General features: G+C 69.6%; 18 protein-coding genes and 2 pseudogenes. 11 read left to right on the plus strand and 9 right to left on the minus strand.

Annotated features, from left to right (window positions below; translation table 11 throughout):
* Window positions 1-17 precede the first annotated feature (17 nt).
* Window positions 18-818 (minus strand): arylamine N-acetyltransferase family protein, encoded by an 801-nt coding sequence (locus ACZ7GJ_RS33320; protein WP_470757011.1) that lies wholly within the window; start codon window positions 816-818, stop codon window positions 18-20.
* A gap of 266 nt (window positions 819-1,084) precedes the next feature.
* Between ACZ7GJ_RS33320 and ACZ7GJ_RS33325 the strand changes: the two genes are divergently transcribed.
* Window positions 1,085-1,381: a DUF6247 family protein gene (locus tag ACZ7GJ_RS33325; RefSeq protein ID WP_470757013.1), complete on the plus strand. Its 297-nt coding sequence runs from the start codon at window positions 1,085-1,087 to the stop codon at window positions 1,379-1,381.
* Window positions 1,378-1,638 carry a hypothetical protein gene (locus ACZ7GJ_RS33330; protein ID WP_470757015.1) on the plus strand — a complete coding sequence of 87 codons (261 nt, stop codon included), beginning with the start codon at window positions 1,378-1,380 and terminating at the stop codon, window positions 1,636-1,638. Before ACZ7GJ_RS33325 ends, ACZ7GJ_RS33330 begins: the two co-directional genes overlap by 4 nt.
* 281 nt (window positions 1,639-1,919) lie before the next feature.
* On the opposite strand, the gene ACZ7GJ_RS33335 is transcribed toward ACZ7GJ_RS33330, so the two are convergent.
* Both ACZ7GJ_RS33335 and ACZ7GJ_RS33340 read right to left on the minus strand, forming a co-directional pair.
* The gene (locus ACZ7GJ_RS33335; RefSeq protein WP_470757017.1) at window positions 1,920-3,281 is read right to left on the minus strand and encodes an erythromycin esterase family protein; all 1,362 of its coding nucleotides are present in this window, start codon (window positions 3,279-3,281) and stop codon (window positions 1,920-1,922) included.
* A gap of 652 nt (window positions 3,282-3,933) precedes the next feature.
* Window positions 3,934-5,505 carry an alpha/beta hydrolase gene (locus ACZ7GJ_RS33340; RefSeq protein WP_470757019.1) on the minus strand — a complete coding sequence of 524 codons (1,572 nt, stop codon included), beginning with the start codon at window positions 5,503-5,505 and terminating at the stop codon, window positions 3,934-3,936.
* Window positions 5,506-5,998: 493 nt separating this feature from the next.
* Here ACZ7GJ_RS33340 and ACZ7GJ_RS33345 point away from each other — a divergent pair, with 493 nt between their 5' ends.
* Window positions 5,999-7,153 carry a CinY protein gene (locus tag ACZ7GJ_RS33345; protein ID WP_470757021.1) on the plus strand — a complete coding sequence of 385 codons (1,155 nt, stop codon included), beginning with the start codon at window positions 5,999-6,001 and terminating at the stop codon, window positions 7,151-7,153.
* 35 nt (window positions 7,154-7,188) lie between these two features.
* On the opposite strand, the gene ACZ7GJ_RS33350 is transcribed toward ACZ7GJ_RS33345, so the two are convergent.
* A complete protein-coding gene (locus ACZ7GJ_RS33350) occupies window positions 7,189-8,115 on the minus strand; it encodes a TauD/TfdA family dioxygenase (protein ID WP_470757023.1) in 927 nt (308 codons plus the stop codon).
* Between the two features lie 90 nt (window positions 8,116-8,205).
* Here ACZ7GJ_RS33350 and ACZ7GJ_RS33355 point away from each other — a divergent pair, with 90 nt between their 5' ends.
* The 4 genes from ACZ7GJ_RS33355 to ACZ7GJ_RS33370 all read left to right on the plus strand — a co-directional run bounded on the left by ACZ7GJ_RS33355 (window position 8,206) and on the right by ACZ7GJ_RS33370 (window position 11,852).
* The gene (locus ACZ7GJ_RS33355) at window positions 8,206-9,180 is read left to right on the plus strand and encodes an aldo/keto reductase (protein ID WP_470757025.1); all 975 of its coding nucleotides are present in this window, start codon (window positions 8,206-8,208) and stop codon (window positions 9,178-9,180) included.
* A 531-nt stretch (window positions 9,181-9,711) separates the two neighbouring features.
* Entirely contained in the window at window positions 9,712-10,140 is a 429-nt protein-coding gene (locus ACZ7GJ_RS33360; protein WP_470757027.1) for a hypothetical protein, read from the plus strand.
* Window positions 10,141-10,143: 3 nt separating this feature from the next.
* On the plus strand, window positions 10,144-10,575 hold the full coding sequence (locus tag ACZ7GJ_RS33365; RefSeq protein WP_267091717.1) for a hypothetical protein: 432 nt from the start codon (window positions 10,144-10,146) through the stop codon (window positions 10,573-10,575).
* A 47-nt stretch (window positions 10,576-10,622) separates the two neighbouring features.
* Window positions 10,623-11,852, plus strand: coding sequence for a S1 family peptidase (locus tag ACZ7GJ_RS33370; RefSeq protein WP_470757029.1), 1,230 nt, complete (start codon window positions 10,623-10,625; stop codon window positions 11,850-11,852).
* A 329-nt stretch (window positions 11,853-12,181) separates the two neighbouring features.
* Here ACZ7GJ_RS33370 and ACZ7GJ_RS33375 read toward each other — a convergent pair.
* Window positions 12,182-12,298 (minus strand): annotated as a pseudogene (locus tag ACZ7GJ_RS33375) (hypothetical protein); the annotation flags it as partial.
* Between the two features lie 212 nt (window positions 12,299-12,510).
* Window positions 12,511-13,014, minus strand: a complete 504-nt coding sequence (locus tag ACZ7GJ_RS33380; protein WP_470757031.1) for a GNAT family N-acetyltransferase — start codon at window positions 13,012-13,014, stop codon at window positions 12,511-12,513.
* Between the two features lie 138 nt (window positions 13,015-13,152).
* Here ACZ7GJ_RS33380 and ACZ7GJ_RS33385 point away from each other — a divergent pair, with 138 nt between their 5' ends.
* The 4 genes and pseudogenes from ACZ7GJ_RS33385 to ACZ7GJ_RS33400 form a co-directional block, all read left to right on the plus strand.
* A complete protein-coding gene (locus ACZ7GJ_RS33385) occupies window positions 13,153-13,569 on the plus strand; it encodes a DUF3592 domain-containing protein (protein WP_470757033.1) in 417 nt (138 codons plus the stop codon).
* Between the two features lie 69 nt (window positions 13,570-13,638).
* Complete coding sequence (locus tag ACZ7GJ_RS33390; RefSeq protein ID WP_470757035.1) at window positions 13,639-14,415, plus strand: winged helix-turn-helix domain-containing protein; 777 nt, start codon at window positions 13,639-13,641, stop codon at window positions 14,413-14,415.
* 1,072 nt (window positions 14,416-15,487) lie between these two features.
* Window positions 15,488-17,011: a ricin-type beta-trefoil lectin domain protein gene (locus tag ACZ7GJ_RS33395; RefSeq protein ID WP_470757037.1), complete on the plus strand. Its 1,524-nt coding sequence runs from the start codon at window positions 15,488-15,490 to the stop codon at window positions 17,009-17,011.
* Window positions 17,012-17,104: 93 nt separating this feature from the next.
* A pseudogene (locus ACZ7GJ_RS33400) lies at window positions 17,105-17,338 on the plus strand (MBL fold metallo-hydrolase); the annotation flags it as partial.
* A 145-nt stretch (window positions 17,339-17,483) separates the two neighbouring features.
* Here ACZ7GJ_RS33400 and ACZ7GJ_RS33405 read toward each other — a convergent pair.
* From ACZ7GJ_RS33405 to ACZ7GJ_RS33415, 3 genes are read right to left on the minus strand one after another with little or no spacing between them, the layout of a single operon-like run.
* Entirely contained in the window at window positions 17,484-17,882 is a 399-nt protein-coding gene (locus ACZ7GJ_RS33405; protein WP_470757039.1) for an IS5 family transposase, read from the minus strand.
* Window positions 17,883-17,935: 53 nt separating this feature from the next.
* Complete coding sequence (locus tag ACZ7GJ_RS33410; protein WP_470757041.1) at window positions 17,936-18,283, minus strand: hypothetical protein; 348 nt, start codon at window positions 18,281-18,283, stop codon at window positions 17,936-17,938.
* A 13-nt stretch (window positions 18,284-18,296) separates the two neighbouring features.
* Window positions 18,297-19,634, minus strand: coding sequence for an LCP family protein (locus ACZ7GJ_RS33415; RefSeq protein WP_470757043.1), 1,338 nt, complete (start codon window positions 19,632-19,634; stop codon window positions 18,297-18,299).
* Between the last annotated feature and the right edge of the window lie 122 nt (window positions 19,635-19,756).

A 19,756-nucleotide genomic window follows, 5' to 3' on the forward strand; every position in this document is an offset into this window, starting at 1 on the left:
CTCTGCGGCCCGACCGGTTACGGGCGGGGGTGGAGGGGGACCGGGACGCGGGGCAGGTCGATGCCGAAGTGGTCGCGGTAGGCGGCCAGGACCTCGGCGTCGTCCGCCAGGGTCCGCTCGGTCCGTTGCCCGCCGGCCTTGACCGTCAGAACACGGTCGCTGATGGTGGTCCGACCGGTCTCCGTCAGCATCGAGCACACCGGCTTGCGGGTGAAGCCCGACGCGGGGGAGGTGCTGTGCCACCACGCGCCGGTCACGAAGTCGGACAGGACCCGCGGACGAGTCTCCAGCCGGAACTGCGGCACGCCGTTCTGCAGGAGGTCGAGGTCCCCGTGCGGGCCTTCGGCCGGCACGATCTGGAACTTCCCGCCCGGGTCGGCCTGTTCGCCGCGTTCGTCGAGGGCCAACGGGAAGTGGCTGTGGTCGCCGAAACCGACGTCCACCAGCCAGGGCCGACCGTCCTCGCACTCCACGCGCAGTGCCAGGTGGTCATAAGGGACACCCTGCCCGCCGCCGGCCGCGTGCACCCGGGCCTGCAGAAGCTCCACCCGGTAGCCCAGCGACCTGAGCAGCAGTGCGAACGCACCGTTCAGCTCGTAACAGAACCCGCCGCGGCCGCCGGACAGCAGCTTGTCGAGCAGCGCGTCGGCCTCCAGCACGATCTCCTGGCCCAGGTGGATGGACAAGCTCTCGAAGGGGACGGTCCGCAGGTGCCGCAGGTGCAGGTCGCGCAGGGCCGTCGCACTCGCCGACCCGGGCCGCTCCGCCCCGATCCGCTGCAGGTACGCGTCGGCCCGCGACGCGGAAAGATCTTCCATTCCGACAGTCTTGCAGTACGCCCCCACCTGCGCGATACCCGGCTGGACCCAACAGTCCGGGTAGTAGGCCGGGAAACATGCGGCGCCGTCCGCGCCGCGGATCTCGGTCTCCCGAATCCGGCGCGAGTGTCTGCCGTAGAAGATCAGGCCCGGCTTTGCGGCCCGACGCGAAGCTCACGACGGCGTCGTGGACCGAGCCCCGCCGTTTCCCGCTTGCCGCACCCGGGCGGCGGGTACCGTGACCGTACGACCTGTATGGAGGAGCCGTGAGCGCGCAGCCCGAGGAAGTCCCCGCCCCGCCGGCTCCGGCCGCCGCCGCCCTACTCCTTGCCCAGTTGCGCGCCGACCGCCGCGCCCACACCTGGGCGCCGGCCTTCGAGCGGGACTGGGCCAAGGCGCTCGAGGACTCCCGCCACAGCTACAGCCTCACCCCGCTGCACGACGTCGTGCGGGCCTGGCAGCTCCGGGTCGCCGCGGCGCCAGCCGTTGACGCGTACATGGACTCCGGCCGTGACGAGGCCGGTTTCGTGGACCTGGAAGACGTCCTCGGCGTGCGCCGGTGACGTTTGAACCGTGGACGGTACGTCTGTCCCCACAGGCCGCGAAGGTGCTCACCGAACTCCCTGAGCATGCGAAGGAGACGGCCCGCGACATCCTGGACATCGCGGTGCGCTCCCCATGGGGATGGCCCCAGTGGAACACCGGCGACCCGGAGGGCGAAGACGTCCGCGCCGCGTCCGTCGGGCAGCTCTCCGTCGTCTACGTGGTCAACACGCTCACCCGGCACCTGTCCATCCTCGACATCGTCTGGCTTGGGTAGCCACCTGTGACTACGCCCCGTAGGCAGGTGTCGGGGCGAGGCGCCGGTACGGATCACGACGATGGGGTGGATGCGATGCCTCTCGAGGGCGAATACGAGCCGAGTCCGTGCCCTTTACCTCGGTGGCGGTCAGTACGGCATGAGGGCCTTCTGCCGTCGGTGACACCCAGACCTCACCGAACCGGAAGGCCCTCACCCGTTCACGAAGTCTCAGCCGAGACCCGCACCACCCGAGCACAACCTTCCGAGGCCATACACCGGAGCGGGGCTCGGCGGGTTCGTCACGGCTTCAGCTTGTCGGCCTCCCGGATTTCATGGAGGTGGATGAGGACATCGAAGGACTTGGCGACCGCGACGTCGCGGGGCTTTTCGGGGAACTGCGTGCCGATGTTGAGGGTGGGCCGGGCGACGTTCAGCCAGGCGCGCGCGGCGGCGGGGGCCTTGCGGACGTCGAGGTAGAAATCCTGGTAGCGGACCTGGTCGAGGGTGTGCTCGTTCCTGCCGGGCGCGGCGGCGCCCACGGTGAACCTCTTCCAGTCACCGCCGAGGGCGGCGTCCTTCGACAGGAACGAGCCCTGGTCGAAGGTGAAGCCGATGGGCAGGTAGTTCTTGCCCATGGTGTCCCGCAGGAATGACCCCTGTGTCTTCGAGTACAGCTCGGGGTTGTCGGAGACGTAGCCGACGTGGTTGTTCTGCGCCGACACCAGGATCTTGTCGCCGGTGTGCTTCTGCCACCATGCAACGTTTTGCGCCATCACCTCGTCGCGGAACCGCTGAAGGCTGTTCAGGGACTCCCGGTCGGCGGGGTTCAAGGTGAGGAACTTGGCGGTCTGGGCGATCGAGCGAGCGTTCTGCTCGGCCCAGGCGAAGGCTTCCGTGCCGGAGCCCTTGAGGCTACTGACCAGTTCCAGGCCCTGCTGCGCCTTGGCGGCGAGCTGCTGCCGCTCCGCGAGCGGCTTGGCCAGATAGGCGAAAGCGTCGTCGATGGGCCGCAGGCCGGCGTAGAGCTCGTTCAGCCGCGGGAGCGCCTCGGGGTGGTTCTTCTCCACGTAGCCGGTCACGCGTGCGAAGAACGCGTCATTCAACGAGGGGGCGCCGATGTCGTCGCCCATGAAGTGCACGGGGCGGTCGGGGTGGTTGCGGTTGTAGTCGCGCATCCACTCGATGAGACTCACGAATTCCTCGCGTTCCCAGGGGGAGTTGACCAGCGTCTGTGCGGCGATCTCGCGGGCATCGCCCTTGCCGGTCTGGAGGTAGTCGTCGATCTGGAGTCCCGCGGACCAGCTCAGTTCCAGGGCGAAGGTGGTGAAGCCCTTCTCTTCGACAAGGTGGCGAAAGACCCGTTCCTTCATGGTGAAGAACTCGTGGGAGCCGTGGGTGGCCTCGCCGAGGCCGACCACCTTGGTGTCGCCGATCATCCTGGACAGGGCTCGCAGGTCGGCCGTGCTTCCGCCGGGCTCGGTCGCCCGCAGCGGGTGGGCCGCCTGCTCCAGTGCGCGTATCGGGTTGTGCTTCCCACTGGCCGTGGGGACCTCATTGACGGTGGCCGCATGGACCGCCACCGGAGTAAGGGCCGCCCCCGCCGCGATCGCCACCGTCGCCATCAGCCACCGGCGGCTGATGGGCTTCCTCTGAATAGCCATGTGTTCTTGCCCTTCGATCAACTTGCGTGTGCATCTGTGAGAAAGGTCAATGCTCGCGATCCCGTTGCCGCCCGCTGAGGCAGCCGCAGGTCCCTTCCGGGAGGTGCACGAGACCCGCCAATCCCGTGGCCGACCGAGCACCACCGAGTCACCGAAATCCGCCGAGCGGGCTTCCGGTGACTCGGTTCATCAGCGCCTGGCCCACCGACACCCGTCCGATTCCCAGCAGCACTCGGAAGGAGGAATCCACATGGATGTCTCGTGGAGAGTCCGGACCGGGCGTGAATCACGGGGACTTCCGTTCGGATCGATCTCGGCCAGTGACCTGACAGCGAATCATCGGCTTTCACGGAGATCGTCCGAGTGCGGGATGAGAGGTCGCATGGGGCCATGGGATTGTTCGTCTGCCGGACCGGGACCTGGGTCCTGGTCCTGTCTCGACTGCAGGGCGGGTTCAAGGGCTGGCCGCGACCTTTGGCGCTCAAACGCAGGCCGGGCACGTCCCGCCGCAACCGCGGACCGCCGGCCGGCCACGCACCCGGGCCGCTGCTCCCGCGTGGGGCCTGCGGCCCGGTCCAGCCTCGGGGCTCCGCGTACGGGACCGTGAACCATCAGCTGCCGGCGATCCCCCGGGCGGCCGCCGGCGGCTTGCTCACTGGGGTCCGGCCTGCTTGGCGCAGGTCCGGTCCTGCTTCGGCAGTGTGCCGGTGGCCAGGTACTCGTTGACCTGGTCGTCCACGCAGGTGTTGCCGTAGAGCCCGAAGAGGGCGTGCCGGTTGGCGCCCTCCAGGGTGAGCAGCCTGGAGCTGGGGAGCAGGCCGCGCAGGGCGACGCTGCTGCGGTACGTGGTGCGCGGATCGCCGGTCGCCGCGACGATCAGGGCAGGGGTGTCCCGCCGGACCCGGGTGGGTTCCTCGCGCGGGCGGTCCCAGAAGGCGCACGGGCCGATGTTGTCGGTCAGGGGGCCGAAGAGGGGGTGCTTCGCGCGGTTGCGTTCGATGTCGCGCCAGTAGAGCTCCGGGTCGCGCGGGGCGGCCACGTCCCCGCAGATGATCGCGGCCTGCGCGCCCGTCGGCTCGCCCTCGCCGCGCAGCGCGTACCGGAGCGCCGCGGCGAACTCCGGCGACAGGCTGCTCGGCACGCCCTCCGCGGCCTTGGCCAGCGCGGACAGCTGTTCCCCGAAGGACGCCCGCGCCGGGTCGGTGTCGTCCGCGATGCCCGAGAAGAGCAGGAGCGGCACTTGGCTGTCGTCGATCCGGAAGGTGTCGGTGCCGGTGCCGATGGTCAAGGGGGTGCGGGCCGACGTCGTGACGACACGGCCGATGGTGGCGAGCACCTCGGCGCGGGTGCGGCCGAGCCCGTAGGTGTCGTGGCGTCGCGCCGCCCAGTCGGCCCAGTCGGCGAGCGCCTGCTCGTTCTCGCGCTCGGTGCCCTGGAGCAGCCGGGCACGGTAGTCGGCCGGGCTGATCGCCCCGTCGAAGACCACCCGGTCGTAGCGGGTGGGGAACATCTGGGTGTAGACCGTGCCGAGGTAGCTGCCGTACGAGTAGCCCAGGTAGGAGATCTTCCGCTCGCCGAGCACGCCGCGGATGACGTCCATGTCGCGGGCCGTGTTGCGGGTGCTGACGTGCGGGAGCACGGAGGCGTTGGTGGCGCGGCACTTGTCGGCCAAGCTCTTCTGGAGGGTGACCTGCCGGTCGAAGCCAGCCCGGCCGTCACCCGACGACAGCCAGCTCATGCCGACGGGCCAGCCGCAGTCCAGCGGGGTGCTGCGGCCGACGAAGCGCGGGTCGAAGCCGATGATGTCGTAGCGCTCTCCGACGCCCTTCATCGCCTTGCGCATGTCCGGCGGCGACGCGACCGCGCCTCCGCCCGGGCCGCCGTTGTTCAGCAGGATCGAGCCGATGCGGTGGCGGGTGTCGGTGGCCTTGAGCCGGGATACGGCGACGGTGATCGTGCGGCCCCGGGGGGCGGAGTAGTCCAGCGGAACGGTCACGTCGGCGCAGCGCACGCCGGCCCGGTCGAGGTCGCGGCCTGCCGTGTCGTCAGGTCCCTTGGCGCAGCTGCCCCAGTCGGGCCGCTGACGGTAGTACCGGTCGAGCCCGGTGCCCCCTTCGCCGGCCGCGGCAAGGGCGGGAGACCCGGTGAGGCAGGCGGAGAGGGCGAGGCCCAGGGCGAGGGCGTTGCGTAGGGGCGGGCTGATGGCCGTTCGGGGTGATTTCATGCCCCGAAGCTACGAACGGGCCCGCGTACGGCACATCGCCCCCGGGCACGAGGACCCTGGTCCCGCCCGCCGCTGACCCGGGACCCTCGTCCCGGTGCGGTCTCCGCCCCGGGGAGGACAGCCCCGAGGCCGTCCTGGCCGGGCGGACCGTCGCCGGGATCGCCTCTTGCCTTACGCCTCCGGGATCCCGTCGAGCAGCGCCCCAAGGCGATGGCGTTCCCGGACCCCGGACCCCGGGGCCTCGTCCTCGGAAGTCTGCTTTTCCCCCGAGGACTTGGGGTGTTGCGCACCGTGCCGTGCCAGCAGCGCGTTGACGCCCGATTGCACGGCCGCACCGCCGACCGCTCCCGCCACCACCGGCCACATCCCCGACCGCTCGTAGGCTTCGGCGATCAGCCCGGCACCGGTGCCCGGCGGCTACCGAGTGGTAGCTATATTTTGACGGCTCGTACGCCCGAGGGAGGCGCACGGGTCTCAACAAGGGGAAATCACCATGACAGTGACACACCGTCGGAGCAGGCCAGTGCTCTCGACGCTCTCGGCCGGGATCGCGGCCACCGCCCTGCTCCTGGGGCTCGCGACGTCCGCCGACGCCGCTCCGCTTCCGGACACGACGAAGGGCGGGGCGAAGGGCGGGGCGACCGCGGGGGCGGTCACCGGGCCGGCGCTCACGCCCACCGGTACGGCCTCCAAGGTGAAGAAGCCCGGACCCGACATACCGCCGATCCAGTACTTCGGCACCATCGACAGCTTCGGGCAGAACTCCGAGCACGAACGCATCACCCGTGCGGCCCTCGCGTGCCCGCCCGGCGTTTCCCCGGGCGCGGCCGGGGACTGCTTCCAGCCGGCCTCCATCCGCCAGTTGGCGGGGGCGAAGGGAACGATGGGGGCCATCGGCGCACCGGACGTGGACCAGGTGTTCACCGAAGCCGCGCACTGCGACGGGGCCGACTACCTCAACGCGGCCGGCTACCCCCGGACCCGCGCGCAGGCCACCTCGGTGCTGCTGGCGTGCATCGGGCACCTCAAGGGCGAGTTCAACCGGGGCGTGGAGAAGGCGGACGCGCTCGTGGACTCCGCGGGCGGCGTCAGCGCCTCCGCGACCGACCTCTCCTCCGACTGCACCTTCGTGCTGGGCGTCGCGGGCCGCGGCAAGTGCAACGCCATCGAGGGCTTCGGCCGGGCGCTCCACGGCACCGAGGACTTCTACTCGCACAGCAACTGGGCGGACAAGGCGGACAGCAGGTACGCCATCGGTATCAAAAACCCGCCGGGCCTGGCCCGTACCGGACCGGCACCCTTCCTCCAACTGGCCGCCGCGGCACCTTCGGCCTCCGACATTCCCAACGACCTCACGACCGGCTGCTTCAGCCTCAACCCGTGGGGCTGCGGCAATCGCGTCACCCACGGCGTCCTGAACAAGGACAACGGCATCATCGACCCCGAAACCGGGGAGGCCTCCTCCCCGACCACATCCCGGGGGCTGGTCTCCGACAACTTCAGCGCCGCCGTCCAGGCGGCCATCGCCGACACCCGCTCCCAGTGGGCGGGCTTCCGAAGCTCCCTCATCACCCGCTACGGCACCGTCCGCGGCCAGCGCATCGCCTGCGCGATGACCCAGGACGACCCGGTGCGCGACTGCCGGTAGGCCCTGTGGCGGCTGCCCGGCCCGAGCGCTCTCCGCTACGGGCGACGGGGCCGGGGGGAGAGGTTCGTCCCCCGGCCCTCGGTCCGCCCTAGGTGTAGGCGGAGCATGACCCTTACCAGGCAGCGGCGCTGGTCGGGGGCGGGATGGTCCTCGAAGGCGGTACGGCCGTGTAGCACACGGCGATCGTCGACGACGAGGCACTCACCCTCCGCCAAGGGGACCGTGACTCTCAACTCCGGTCGAGCTAGCACCTGCTGCAGGGCATCGAGGGCGGCACTCAGGTCGGGCGGCAAGGGGGCGGCGATGAGGTCGGCGGCGGTCTCGATGCGCTTGGGATTGCACCGCAGCTGGACGCGGCCGCCTGCTAGCTCGAACACCGGGACCCGCACCACGGGACGGCCGCCAGGAGGTGTCACATGACGGCGGTCTACGTAGAGGGGAGTGGTGAGCAGGTCCAGGGCGGCCGGCGACTCCTTGCCCAGGATGTGGTGCACCCTCCAGCCGTCCACCAGTACGGAGGCGCCGCCGCGGGCGGCCGAGCGGTGGGTGAGCAGGGCGACGCAGTCGGGGTCCTGTCCGAAGGGCCGAACGGCCCGGTCGTTGTGCAAGTGCAGATAGCCCCGGGACTTGGAGGTGTAGGCGTTCTCGTGGAAGCGGCGCTCGTCGGTGTGGGCCGAGACACCCTCGTCCCGCACCAGCCAGCCGAACGTGGTGTCCGGGCCCCGGCCCTGCGGCAGCGGCTCTCCCAGGGGACGCAGCATCGAAACGGTGAACTCCTGTGCTTCCACGGTGTTCAGGCTGCTGGCGGGCGTGCCCGTCACGACGGCGAAACCGGGCCCGTCCAGGAGCCGCTCACGTAAGCGGCGCGCCAGGAGGGCGTGGTCGGGCTGGTAGGGGATTTGGAAGGCGGCGGGTGAGGGAAAGGTCTGCTGGATCCAGCCGGTCGTGGCGTCCCGGAGCATCGAAGATTTCCTTCCGGATGCGCGTCAGCGTCCCGGTCAGGGTAGGAGCTGGAGCGATCGCGGAGAAGACGACCTCAAGAGGAGGCCTGGATGTGGCGCAGACGACTGGGGCAGGGCGGCCCGCTGGTGTCGGCGATGGGCCTGGGCTGCATGGGCATGTCCGACTTCTACGGCCCCTGCGATGAGCGGGAGTCGGTCGCCACCATCCATCACGCCCTCGACCAGGGTGTGACCTTCCTCGACACGGCCGACATGTACGGCCCTCACACCAACGAGGAGCTGATCGGACGCGCCATTGCCGGGCGCCGCGACGAGGTCTTCCTGGCGTCCAAGTTCGGCGTCGTACGCTCCACCGACTCCCGGGCGCGACAGGTCGACTCCACGCCCGCGTACGCCAAGCGGGCCTGCGAGGCGTCACTGCGCCGCCTGGGCGTGGACCACCTGGACCTCTACTACCTCCACCGCCGCAACCCCGCCGTGCCCATCGAAGACACGGTTGGCGCCATGAGCGAGCTGGTGGGCGAGGGCAAGGTACGCCACATCGGCCTGTCGGAGGTGAACGCCGACACCCTCCAGCGGGCGTGCGCGACGGCCCCGGTAGCCGCGCTGCAGAGCGAATACTCACTGTGGACGCGCGGCTTGGAGCGGGAAATCCAGCCAGTGGCCCGGGACCACGGCGTCGCACTGGTTGCCTACGCACCGCTCGGCCGCGGCCTGCTCACCGGTGCACTGACCTCCCTGGACGGCCTGGCCGCCGACGATATCCGCCGGGACCAGCCCCGTTTCCACGAGGAGAACCTGACGGCCAACCTTCGCCTGGTCAAGCGCCTACGGCACCTCGCCACCGACCTCGGCTGCACCCCCGCCCAGCTGGCTCTCGCATGGATCTCGGCCCAGCCGGACACCGTAATCCCGCTGCCCGGCATGCGCCGCCGCAGCCACCTCGACGAGAACGTCGCAGCGCTCGAGATCACGCTCTCCGCCACGCAGCTGCGGCTCATCACTGACGCAATACCGGAAGCGGCCGGCGCCCGTGCACCGGACCTCTCCCGGATGGAGAGATAGACGGGACTGTCCGCCCGGGAGCACCGCCGCGTGCCGGATCCGCGCCCACGCCCATTCCGCCCTCGGGAGCTCCTGCCGTCCATCTGCGCTGGCTCAGCTTCTCGGTCTCACCTCAACACGCCGAACTTGACTTGGAATCCGTGGAGTCCGTCGCCCTCAGCTCGCCGTGGAGATCGACGGGGTCGCCCTGCCCGGGGCGAGGCCGGTGGGGATGCCCCAGGCCGAGTCCGGGCGGCGAGCGGCCATCCCCGCGTGGCTACCGGCCGGGATTCCCGAGCCGGTCCGGGATGATCCCCGGATCTGCCCTCTCCAGGTTCCCGGGCAGGTGGCGGCACCGGCTGGAGCCGTAGGGCCTGTCTTCCGGATCGGTGTCCATCGGGCGTCTACTTCGACGTCGTTGGGGCACTAATCGCCGCGCTGACATGCGTGTTGACTGCTTGTCTGCCAACGTCCACGACCGTTCTCGGAGTCCGGTCAGGACACCGGCGCCCACCGGTTCGGGGCGCCGGCAGACGATCCAGGAGGACTCCCATGTCCGCAATTCCCTTCCGCACCCGCGCCGCGGCCGTCGCGGCCCTGGCGCTGGCTGTCGCGCTGCCCCTCGCGGGCTCGGCCACCGCGTCGGCGGCGGTGCCGACCGGCATCCAGCAGGTACAGAGCCCGCTCCAGTCCGGGGACTCGCCCACGAGCTGGGCGACCAAGAACGGCGGCTACGTCCAGATCAACTGGAACCCGCCCTTCAACGTCGGTAAGTACGACTGGGTCGGCCTCTACAAGCAGGACCCCGGCGTCATCGGCCTCAACAACTACGTGGACTGGCAGTGGGCCTACGGGAACGGCACCTCGTACGTGACCGGGATCCCGGCGGTCAGCGGGGACTACTGGACGGCCTACGTCTCCTACGACTACTCCTCGGGCCAGTACCGGATCGTCACCTCCTCCCACGACAAGATCGACTGAGTCATGACCGTGCTCACCAGGGCGGCGGCCACGGCCCTCGCGCTGCTGTGCGTGCTGCCGGTCCAGGCCGCCTCGGCGGCCGGGCCGGCGGTCCCTGCGGCGGCCGCAGCGGCCGCCGCCTCGTCCACGCCGGGCACCTGGGCCGCCGCCATCCACGTCAAGGAGACCCAGGTCGTGACGATCGGCTGGGACTACGGCGGCAACCCGGTCGGCAAGTACGACTGGGTCGGGCTGTACTCCTGCGACCCGCAGGAGTGCGGGGTGAACAGGTACGTCTCGGGCGCCTGGCAGTGGGCCTCGTCCGGCACCTCGTACACCTTCACCCGGGCCCTCAGCGACTCGCTCATCGGCACGTACTGGACGGGCTACGTCTCCTACGACTACGCGTCCGGCCAGTACCGCCTGCTGTCCTCGCACATGAACCTGCTCGCCTGAGCAGGGGCCCGCACCCCCGCACGTGACATCCAGCCAAGGAGATGACCATGAAGGTCCCCAGGAAGGCGCTCGCCAAGGGCGCGGCCGCGGTCCTGCTCGCCGGGCTCGCCATGGCGCCCGGTGTGGCGCCGAGTTCAGCCGTCGGCAGCCTCGCCTTGCCGGCCCCCTTCACCCCGCAGGCCGCCGCGCGTGCGGTGGCGGCCCAAGTCGGCCTCCCGGAGGGCGAGGTGGCGCAGCGGCTCGCCGCGCAGGACGGGCTGGCGGCCACGGCCAAGGCGTTCGAGGGCAGTCAGGGCGCGAAGGCCGCGGGCGTCTGGGCCGACGTGATGCGCGGCGAGGTCCACGCGAACGTTGTCGACGACGAGGGGGAGCGCGCAGCGAAGGCCGCCGGGGTCGTCCCGCAGCGCACCGCGTACACCACCGCCGTCCTGAAGGAGGTCCAGGCGCGGCTGGATGCCGCGGGCGCCAAGGGACTGATCCCGAAGGACAGCTCCTGGGGGGTGGACACCCAGGCGAACCGCGTCAGGTTGGAGCTTCCGGCCTCCGCGGACGGCGAGGCGCTGCTGCGCGAGGCCGGTGTGACCGCGGAGGAGCGCGGAAAGGTCGCGGTCTCCACGCATCAGGGGACCGCCAACCACCAGACCGGACTCGTCGGCGGTGACGGTCTGTCGATTCCGGGCAGGGGCCTCTGCTCGGCCGGGATCATGCTCCAGAAGGGTGGCGACACCTACCTGGCGACGGCCGCCCACTGCGTCGACATGGGCAACGAGATCCGGCGGAACGACGGCACCACGGACAGGAACGGCAACGGCCTCATCGGCAGGGTGGCCGTCAAGCAGTACCCCACCTCGGACTACGCACTGATCAAGGTGGACCACCCTCGGGACTGGAGCCCGTCGGGAGGGCAGGCCAAGTCCGAGGCGTCGTGGTTCAACATCTACAGCGGCTACGTCGCGAACCCGGCGACGGACATGGTGGGCAGTTTGTACACCTGCATTTCCGGCGCGGCCGGCGGCTGGCAATGCGGCACGTACTACGCGTCGGGGTGGAGCTTCAGCAACCGGGACGGCACGATCACGTCCGGCGTCGTCGTCGTCAGGAACGTCGCCACGCAGGGCGGCGACAGCGGGGGAGCCGTCCTGTACGGAACCAAGGCCGCCGGTACCCTGATCGGCTCGGCAATCGTCAACGGGGAGCAGATGTCGACGGTCCAGCCGATCTCCAGGATCGTCCAGGACTTCGACGGGGCCATGACCCCCGTCGACTGGCGCACGTGACGATCACCCCCGACCGGGACGGCCCCTCGCGCACACCCGCAGACACTGTTGGCTAAGTGGGATCCTGGTCATCTTGCCCCGCCGAGCTGGTGTTCCAGCGAGGCGGGGCGAAGTGCTGCGAAGTAGCGGGTGCGGGTGCGGGTGCGGGGTGTCTGGGTGAGGTGGGCGTCGATGCGGGCGAGGTTGATCGCGGCGACGGGAGCTTCTCCCGTGGCTCCGGGCAGGCCGAGTCCACGGCCTTCCTGATAGTCCGCCACGACACGTTGTACTTCCGCGAACACGGAGACGAGTACGCGGAAGCCTTTGATGTGTTCGTCAGCGGGGAGGCCTGAGAACCCGTGGCGGGGTGGATCGATGCAGATCATGACTGCAGGGTTGGCGGTGGGTTTCACCCCGGACCGTGCTACGCCTGCCCGGCCCTCCGCGGCTCTGATGTGTACCTGCATCGCGTACAGGCCGGCCTCGTGGACACCTCTCGTCGGCGAGGTGGTGACAGGCTGGTGAACCAGGCCACCCCGTCGTCCAGGGTGCAGAGTCCTTGGGCGATTCCGTAGACGACTCGCTCGGTCCCATACCAGAAGGAGGAAGCCGCCGCAGCCACCCGATCGAGACTCCCGTTCGACCGACAGCCTTCGAGATCGGTACAGGCAGCAACCAGTTACCTGTCGGGATGCTCCGGCAGGGCGAGCCAGTCCGACCAGGAGATCTCGCGGCCGAGGAAGCGCGGCTGCTCGAACGGCCAGTCGGCGGCGATCCACTGCGGCACCAGCGCGTCGAAGGCCTGCTCGACCTTGCTGCCCACCAGCTCGTCCACCACCCACCAGGAAATCTCGCCGTCCGCGCCGGCCCTCTCCGGTGGATCGATGTAGACACAGCCGAGCAGAGCCGTCTCCGCCGCGTCGAACAGCGCGTAGTTGAAGGACAGGTGTGCGGCGATCTCCTTCTCGTGCCGCAACAGGTCGGCCTGGTCGGCCTCGTAGGTCATGGTGGCCGCGGGCCAGCCCCAGGCCGGGCCGAAGATGGTCCACAGCCGCTCGCGCGAACCCATCACAGCCGGATAGTCGAGCGCGGTGTCCGCCTCCCGGATCGGCCGCAGGTGATGACCACCGCCCGGCAGCGGTACCAGGACGGGGTGGACGAAGTCGTCGGGAAGCCAGCTCATAGCGCCCGACCGTAGCAGCGCGCGGCCGTCCGCCCCCCTGGATTTTCCCTGCATCCGGCCAGGCCCTCCTCTCGTGCCGGCCAAGGCCCGCGATCACCCGATCGGGACTCCCGTCCGATCGACAGATTCCACGACCCCGTGTCCGCTTCCCAGATACTCCTGCTCTTCGCATCGGTCTTCACAGCCTCGGGGTCGGTCATCGGCGTCGTCGCCTGCCTCAAGATCCGACGCGTCCGGTTCCTGCTGAGGGAGGGCAGTACCGCGCGGGGCGTGGTGACCCGTCTTGAGGAGACCCGGATCGCGCCGGCCTCGGACACCGGCAGCACCGGCCGGAGCGTCGGAACCACCGTGTACTACCCGGTGATCACGTGGAGCACGGGCGACGGCCGCGCGATGGAGGCCAGGACGAGCATCGCCCGGCCCAAGGACAGGACCCTTCCCGTCGGTGCCCGCGTCGAGGTCCGGTACGACCGGGCGGACCCGTCACGCTGGATACTCCCGGCCGAGGGCACTGCCTTCTGGTGCTGTGTGGCCGCGTCGTGGTGTGGTGACTGATGCGGGCTTCGTGCTGTCGTCTGCGGCGCCAGTGCGACCAGTGCAGGGTCCCGCCCGCGAGGCCGTCGCGTGGGTGAGCACCAGGTTCTGTTGGAGGCCGAGCAGGCCGCCGTCCGGCAGGCTGTCCTCGATCACGTCCCGTCCAACCTGGGGCTTTCCGGTCAGCTGTGGACACGGGGGCAAGTAGGTGGGCTGATCTTCAAGCTGTACGGGGTCCGCCTCACCGAGCCCGGGGTGGGCAAGTACCTCAAGCGCTGGGGGCTGACCTTCCAGCGTCCGGACAAGCAGGCGGTCGAGCAGGACGCGGCGGTCCGCCTCTGGCGCGAGGAGGCCTGGCCGGCGATCCGGGCCAAGGCGAGGGCGGAGAACGGCGAAGTCCTCTGCGCTGACCGGGTCGGGGCCCGCTCGGACCAGGTCACCGGCCGAACCTGGGGCGCCACGGGGACGACTCCCATCGTCCGCCGGACCGGGAACCGGTTCTCCGTGTACGCGGTGTCCGCGATCTGCACCCGCGGGCGGATGCACTTGATGGTCTTCACCGAGTCGTTCGACGTGAAGGTCATGTGCCGCTTGCTCGCCCGGCTCGTCGGGCACTTCGCCCGGCGGCCACTTCGGCGTCCCGCACGTCCGCTACATCCTGGACGAGAACCCTTTGAGTTTCTGATCAATACTCCAATAAATGGTGTCCCAAACGGTCCTTCGCTATCGGTGCATGGCGCACGGGAAAAGAATGTGGTGGGTCCAGGGCGGCAAGGTGTGAGTCGCGTTTCAATCGCCGGACCATGCATCGCATTGCGAGGTCCGAGAGGCGTGCGGCATGACCCTACGCGGAACAGGCCACTCTGACTAGTCGCTAGATGATAGAGAATCAACGTCCGTTGATGGATCCCCGGTCCGGAGGGTCCTGCGGAGTCGGCAGTCCGCCACCCAAAACGGATACAAGATGCCTGAGTGGCGTATATTCCCTGGTCAGAGGCCTGAGCTTCGCGTGACTGAGATCACTCGACCTGGCTGTCCGCCGATTCGTTTGCTGTGCACGGGAGCCGTGCGGCGCCTGGTGAACGGGCTGTTCGCGCGTGGAGGTCAATGTATGAAGGTGGGCAGACGGACTATCGCCTTCCTTTTTTCTGACTTGATTTCCGCCGTGGGTGTGCGGTTAAGATCCCGTCGGAAGTTGGGGGCGTCAAAGGAGAGAACCCGTCCTTGGCGCATCTCTTGTTGGTCGGATATGAGCCTTCGCATCCATATGGAACTGTCCGGGGCAGTAACCGGAACTGAAGACTTGGGGTAGGGATGAAGGCACGCAAGGACGCCGTCCGACGGTGGCCGCGGCCACCGTCGCCGGAGCGCTGGCTTGGCTGGCGATCACGGGCGCCAACGGCGCGACCGCGGCCGGAACCGCCGCGGACGCCATCGCGATGAAGGACTCAAGCGCGGTGACGGCCACATCCTCCTCGCCGACTGCGCGAGCGCGACCGACCTGCTGGAGGTCTGGTCCCGCGAGAAGGAGAAGATCTGCTTCCGAGTCACCGGAACCACCGGCTACCTGACCCTGGAGACCCCTCGGTCTGCGCAGTCAGGGGAAACGACTACTCCGCCCAGGTCGACATGAAGGTCGGCGCGGAGGAGAAGACGTGGGACGTGAACAAGAGCTCCTGGACCCCGTCGGCGGCAGCGCCGACGAGCAGGGCGGCGAGTTCATGCTCATGGAGGTCCGCACCACCAAGTAGCCGGGAGCGCGCCCACGCGCCACCGACTCCATACTCCCCGGCTTATGAGCCGACCCGCGCGCAAGCACACGCGAGTTGCCTGCATGCCCGCATGTCCGTGTGCCCGCGCCCTGCCCTCGAAGGAAAGAAGCATGTCCATACCCCGTCCGCGCCCGGCGCGGATCGCTGGCCTACTATCCGCGGCCGCCGTGATCTCGGTGAGCCTGCTCCCTGCCGCCCCCGCCCTCGCGGTGGCCGGCCCCACGGCAGCCTCCGGCCAGCACTTGTACGCCGTGCAGCTCCACATAGGCGACGAGGAGAACAGCCGGGCTTGTACCGGGACGCTGGTCGACCAGACCTGGGTGCTGACCGCCGCCAGCTGTTTCGCGACCGCACCCGGCACGCCGGTCTCTGCGGGCAAGCCCGCGCTCCAGGCCACCGCCACCCTCGCCAACAGGCGGACCGTATCCATCCCCGAGATCGTGCCGCGTACCGACCGCGACGTCGCCCTCGTGCGCCTGGCCGCCCCGGCCCAGATCGAGCCCGCCACCCTCGCGACCACCGCGCCCGCCGCTGGAGCGGACCTGACCGCAGTCGGATTCGGGCGCACCAAGAGCGAGTGGGTGCCGGAAGAGCTCCACACCGGCACCTTCACCGTCGGCTCCGCCACCGCCACCACCCTGGCCGTGACCGGCAAGGGAACGGACGCGATCTGCAAGGGCGACACCGGCGGCCCGCTCCTCAACGCCGCAGGTCAGATCGTCGGCGTCAGCTCCCGCTCCTGGCAGGGCGGCTGCCTCGGCACACCTGTGACAGAGACCCGCACCGGGGCCGTCTCCACCCGCGCAGACGACCTCGGCTCCTGGATCGGCACGCAGACCAGCCGCTCGTACGAGATCCGCAACCCCGCGAGCGAGCGCTGCCTCAACGTCTCGGGCGGCGGACCCACCTGGGCCAACGACACCCCGATCATCCTGTGGGACTGCACCCCGGGCGCCGCCAACATGCGATTCCAGTGGGTGGATGGCAAGCTCCGCAACCCCGCCAGCGGCCGGTGCCTCAGCGTCGCCGGCGAGGGGCCCATCTGGCCCAACAACACCCCGGTCGTCCTCTTCGACTGCACCGCCAGCATCCAGAAGTCGCACTTCTTCCTGGGTGAGGACGGCATGTTCCACCACGCCGGCAGCGGACGTTGCGTCAACGTCTCGGGCGGCGGACCCACCTGGGCCAACAGCACCCCGATCGTCCTGTTCGACTGCACCCCCAGCACCCCGAACATGAAGTTCCACCTCGCGTCGGACAGCGAGATCCCTTACCCGGTGGGGCAGCTGCGCAACCCCGCCAGCGGCCGCTGCCTGAACGCCTCGGGCTCAGGACCCACTTGGCCCAACCTCACCCCGATCATCCTCTTCGACTGTGCACCCGGCGCCGCCAACATGCAGTTCCGGTGGACCGAGGACGGCCAGCTGCGCAACCCCGCCAGCGGCCGCTGCCTCAACGTCTCGGGCTCAGGACCCACTTGGCCCAACAGCACACCGATCATCCTCTTCGACTGCGCGCCCGGCGCCGCCAACATGAAGTTCGAGTGGACTGCGGACAACCAGCTCCGTAACCCCGCCAGCGGCCGCTGCCTCAACATCTCCGGCTCGGGACCCACCTGGGGCAACAACACCCCGATCATCCTTTGGGACTGCAACGGCACCGACAACATGAAGTTCCAGCTCGTGCTGTGAGCAGCTGACCGCCCAACCGGCACCAGCGGCGCCCCTGCCTGAACTGCCCCGCACTCCAGCCCCCCTCCTCGGGGCGGGAGTGCGGGCTCAGTCGTGTCCGGGCCACGTCAGGCCCGTCAAAGCCGGCCAGGCTCGGGCTGTCTGGTCTCGAGCGGCGACACCCGGATCGGGGTGGAAGCGGGGAGCGGGACGCTCGGCCCGCTGCAGCGGCACGTGCGGCTGGACGAGCTCGACGCGATCTGGATCTCCCACCTGCACGCCGATCACAGCGCGGACCTGCCCACGGCGTACTATGCCGCCCTGGACGCGGACATCCGCCTGGCGGCGCGGGCCGTTCGTCTTCGTCAGCAGCGTCGACGCCTACGGGCACCCCGGTGCGGGAGCGAGCGTCGTACGCTCCCCGATCGTCTGGGGCGCGCACGACCGGCTGAGCGAACAACTGCGCTGGGGCGCCATCGGCACGCTCCACCAGTCAGCCCTCCAGGGCCGGCCGATCACACTGCCGCGCCCCCTGCGGGCCCGTCCCGGAAAGGACCGGCGGACCGTACGGGCCTGTCCGATGGGTCAGGTGAAGTGTCTCGCTGACCATGGTCCAGTCGATCCGGCCCTCGGCATCGGCGTCGGCCTGGACGGCTCGCAGGATTCTCTCCCACGTGCCGTCCGCCGACCACCGTCGATGACGGTTGTGGACCCTCTTCCAGCTACCGAAGCAGGGAGGCAGGTCCCGCCAGGGGAGACCGGTCCGCTGTCGGAACAGAATCCCGTTGATCACACGACGGTGGCATCGCCAGCGCCCACCCCGCCCGCGGTTCACCGGCAAGTGCGGCTCCAGCCGAGCCCACTGCTCATCCGAAAGATCCCCCCGCCCCATGTCCCACTGAACGACTTCCCAGCGGGATCGTTACTCGACCCATCGGACACGGCCTAGCCGAACCTTGCCGATCTGAAGTAGAAGGCATAGTCCGCAGTGTGGGCGCTGACCATGACGTGCGCGCCTGCGCAATTGGGATCGCGGTAGAGCATGACAGTGGTGTCGGTGTGGTTGTGTGCGTTCTCCACGGCGTCCCGGATCTCGGGCTCTGTGGTGGCGGCGAGCACGTCGATGCACGTTCCGGTCGGGGGATCGACGATGGCGCCGGTGTAGTCGCCGTGACCGTGCAGGGTGTAGGTGAAGGCAAAGGTTCCCACCGCCTCGTCGGCAGGCCCGCCTGGTGAAGGCAGCCACAGCGACGAGGCGAGCGCGAGGCCGGTCAGGACGGGGTGAAGGTGCACGGCACTCCCTATCTCAACGGCCGGCGGGCGCGGTGACCGTCTTCGGTTGCGGCTGGGGGAGTGCGCAGCGCAGGTGGGCTGCGGTGACTGGTGCGCCGTCGGCGACGTTGCGGTCGTAGGTGACGGTTTTGACGGTGACAGGCCGATCGCCGATGGAGACGTCGAAGGCCGGGCCGTGGCCGGGGACGGGCTGCAGACGGGAGCCGGGCAGTGCGGCCGCAAGGGTCGCGGCCCCGTCTTCCTTGCCGGGCGCGTACCGGATGACCGGGGGGCCCGCAGGGCGGGCCGCTGGCGCGGACTTTGAAGTGTCGGTGACGGCGAACCCGTTGGCACGCAACGCTGCGGCGACGGCGGCGTCGTCCACGCGGACGGCGATGCCGACCGGATTCGCCACGGCCGGTGTCTCCGGGACGGGCTGGATGCGGGCGTCGCCCAGGATCGGGCGGTCCGCACCCAACGCGTCCCACAGCGCCGCGGAACGGGCTTCGTCCCACACGAGGGTGGAGCCGACCCCGGGCACGCGGTGGTCGAAGAGCCGGATGGGGACGGTCGCGAACTCGGTGCGCTCCGCCTTCAGGCGCCCCAGTGCCCAGCCGATGCGGACCAGGTCCGCCAGTCCTGTCCCCTCGTCCGTGCGCACGGTCTTTAGGAGCGTGCGGACGGTCTTTGCCGTGCTCACCGGACTGCTCAACGCGCCGTTGGCGGTGAGGCGTTCGAGCAGGTCGGTCACCACGCGCTGCTGTCGGCGGACACGTCCGAGGTCGCCGGGGCGCACGTTGACGTGCCGGGCCCGCACGTAGCGCAGTGTCTGGTTCCCGTCGGTGTGGTGGCGGCCGGCTTTGATGGAGAGCCCCGAATTCTCGTCCTGGAGCGGGGTGTCGGTGCACACGGTCGCACCGCCGAGGTTGTTGACCGTCTGTTCGAACCCGACGAAGCCGGTCTCCAGGTAGTGGTCGATGTGCAGGCCGGTCACCTTCTCGACCGTGGCCACCGTGAGGGGAGCCCCGCCGAGCTTGTAGGCAGCGTTGATCTTTCCGCTGCGGGCGGGAACGGCGTTGTCCGCGTACTGGACGTAGGAGTCGCGGGGAATGGAGACGACACTCGCCCGCCGCTCGTCGGCGGACAGGTGCACGAGCATCATCACGTCGGTGCAGTTGCAGCCCTCGCCCCCCACATGGAGCCGGCGTTGTTCCGCCTTGGAGATACCAGAGCGGCTGTCGACGCCGACCATCAGGATGTTCGTACCGCGGCTACCGCCTGCGGGTGGCTCGGCCGAAAAGGCGTGCGAGCCCAGGTACGAGCCCGGCAGGAGAGTGGCCAGCAGAGTGAGGGCAACGGTGATTCGACGCAACGCACATCCCTAGATCCGCGACGAAATGTCTCAGACTGTGACGTTATCGGTCCATGCGTGGGCGGCCGCACTGTACACGCCGGGCCTCACACACGCTGGAACAGACCGCCGTGGAGTTCGGA

This window comes from Streptomyces sp. NPDC037242 (assembly GCF_055604165.1).

Bases quoted from the DNA above. Each gene is read 5' to 3' on its own strand.
- ACZ7GJ_RS33405 (WP_470757039.1), bottom strand. From the start codon at position 17,882: ATGGGGCGGGGGGATCTTTCGGATGAGCAGTGGGCTCGGCTGGAGCCG.
- ACZ7GJ_RS33365 (WP_267091717.1), top strand. From the start codon at position 10,144: ATGACCGTGCTCACCAGGGCGGCGGCCACGGCCCTCGCGCTGCTGTGC.
- ACZ7GJ_RS33345 (WP_470757021.1), top strand. From the start codon at position 5,999: ATGACAGTGACACACCGTCGGAGCAGGCCAGTGCTCTCGACGCTCTCG.
- ACZ7GJ_RS33370 (WP_470757029.1), top strand. From the start codon at position 10,623: ATGAAGGTCCCCAGGAAGGCGCTCGCCAAGGGCGCGGCCGCGGTCCTG.
- ACZ7GJ_RS33340 (WP_470757019.1), bottom strand. From the start codon at position 5,505: ATGAAATCACCCCGAACGGCCATCAGCCCGCCCCTACGCAACGCCCTC.
- ACZ7GJ_RS33350 (WP_470757023.1), bottom strand. From the start codon at position 8,115: ATGCTCCGGGACGCCACGACCGGCTGGATCCAGCAGACCTTTCCCTCA.
- ACZ7GJ_RS33320 (WP_470757011.1), bottom strand. From the start codon at position 818: ATGGAAGATCTTTCCGCGTCGCGGGCCGACGCGTACCTGCAGCGGATC.
- ACZ7GJ_RS33355 (WP_470757025.1), top strand. From the start codon at position 8,206: ATGTGGCGCAGACGACTGGGGCAGGGCGGCCCGCTGGTGTCGGCGATG.
- ACZ7GJ_RS33360 (WP_470757027.1), top strand. From the start codon at position 9,712: ATGTCCGCAATTCCCTTCCGCACCCGCGCCGCGGCCGTCGCGGCCCTG.
- ACZ7GJ_RS33335 (WP_470757017.1), bottom strand. From the start codon at position 3,281: ATGGCTATTCAGAGGAAGCCCATCAGCCGCCGGTGGCTGATGGCGACG.
- ACZ7GJ_RS33380 (WP_470757031.1), bottom strand. From the start codon at position 13,014: ATGAGCTGGCTTCCCGACGACTTCGTCCACCCCGTCCTGGTACCGCTG.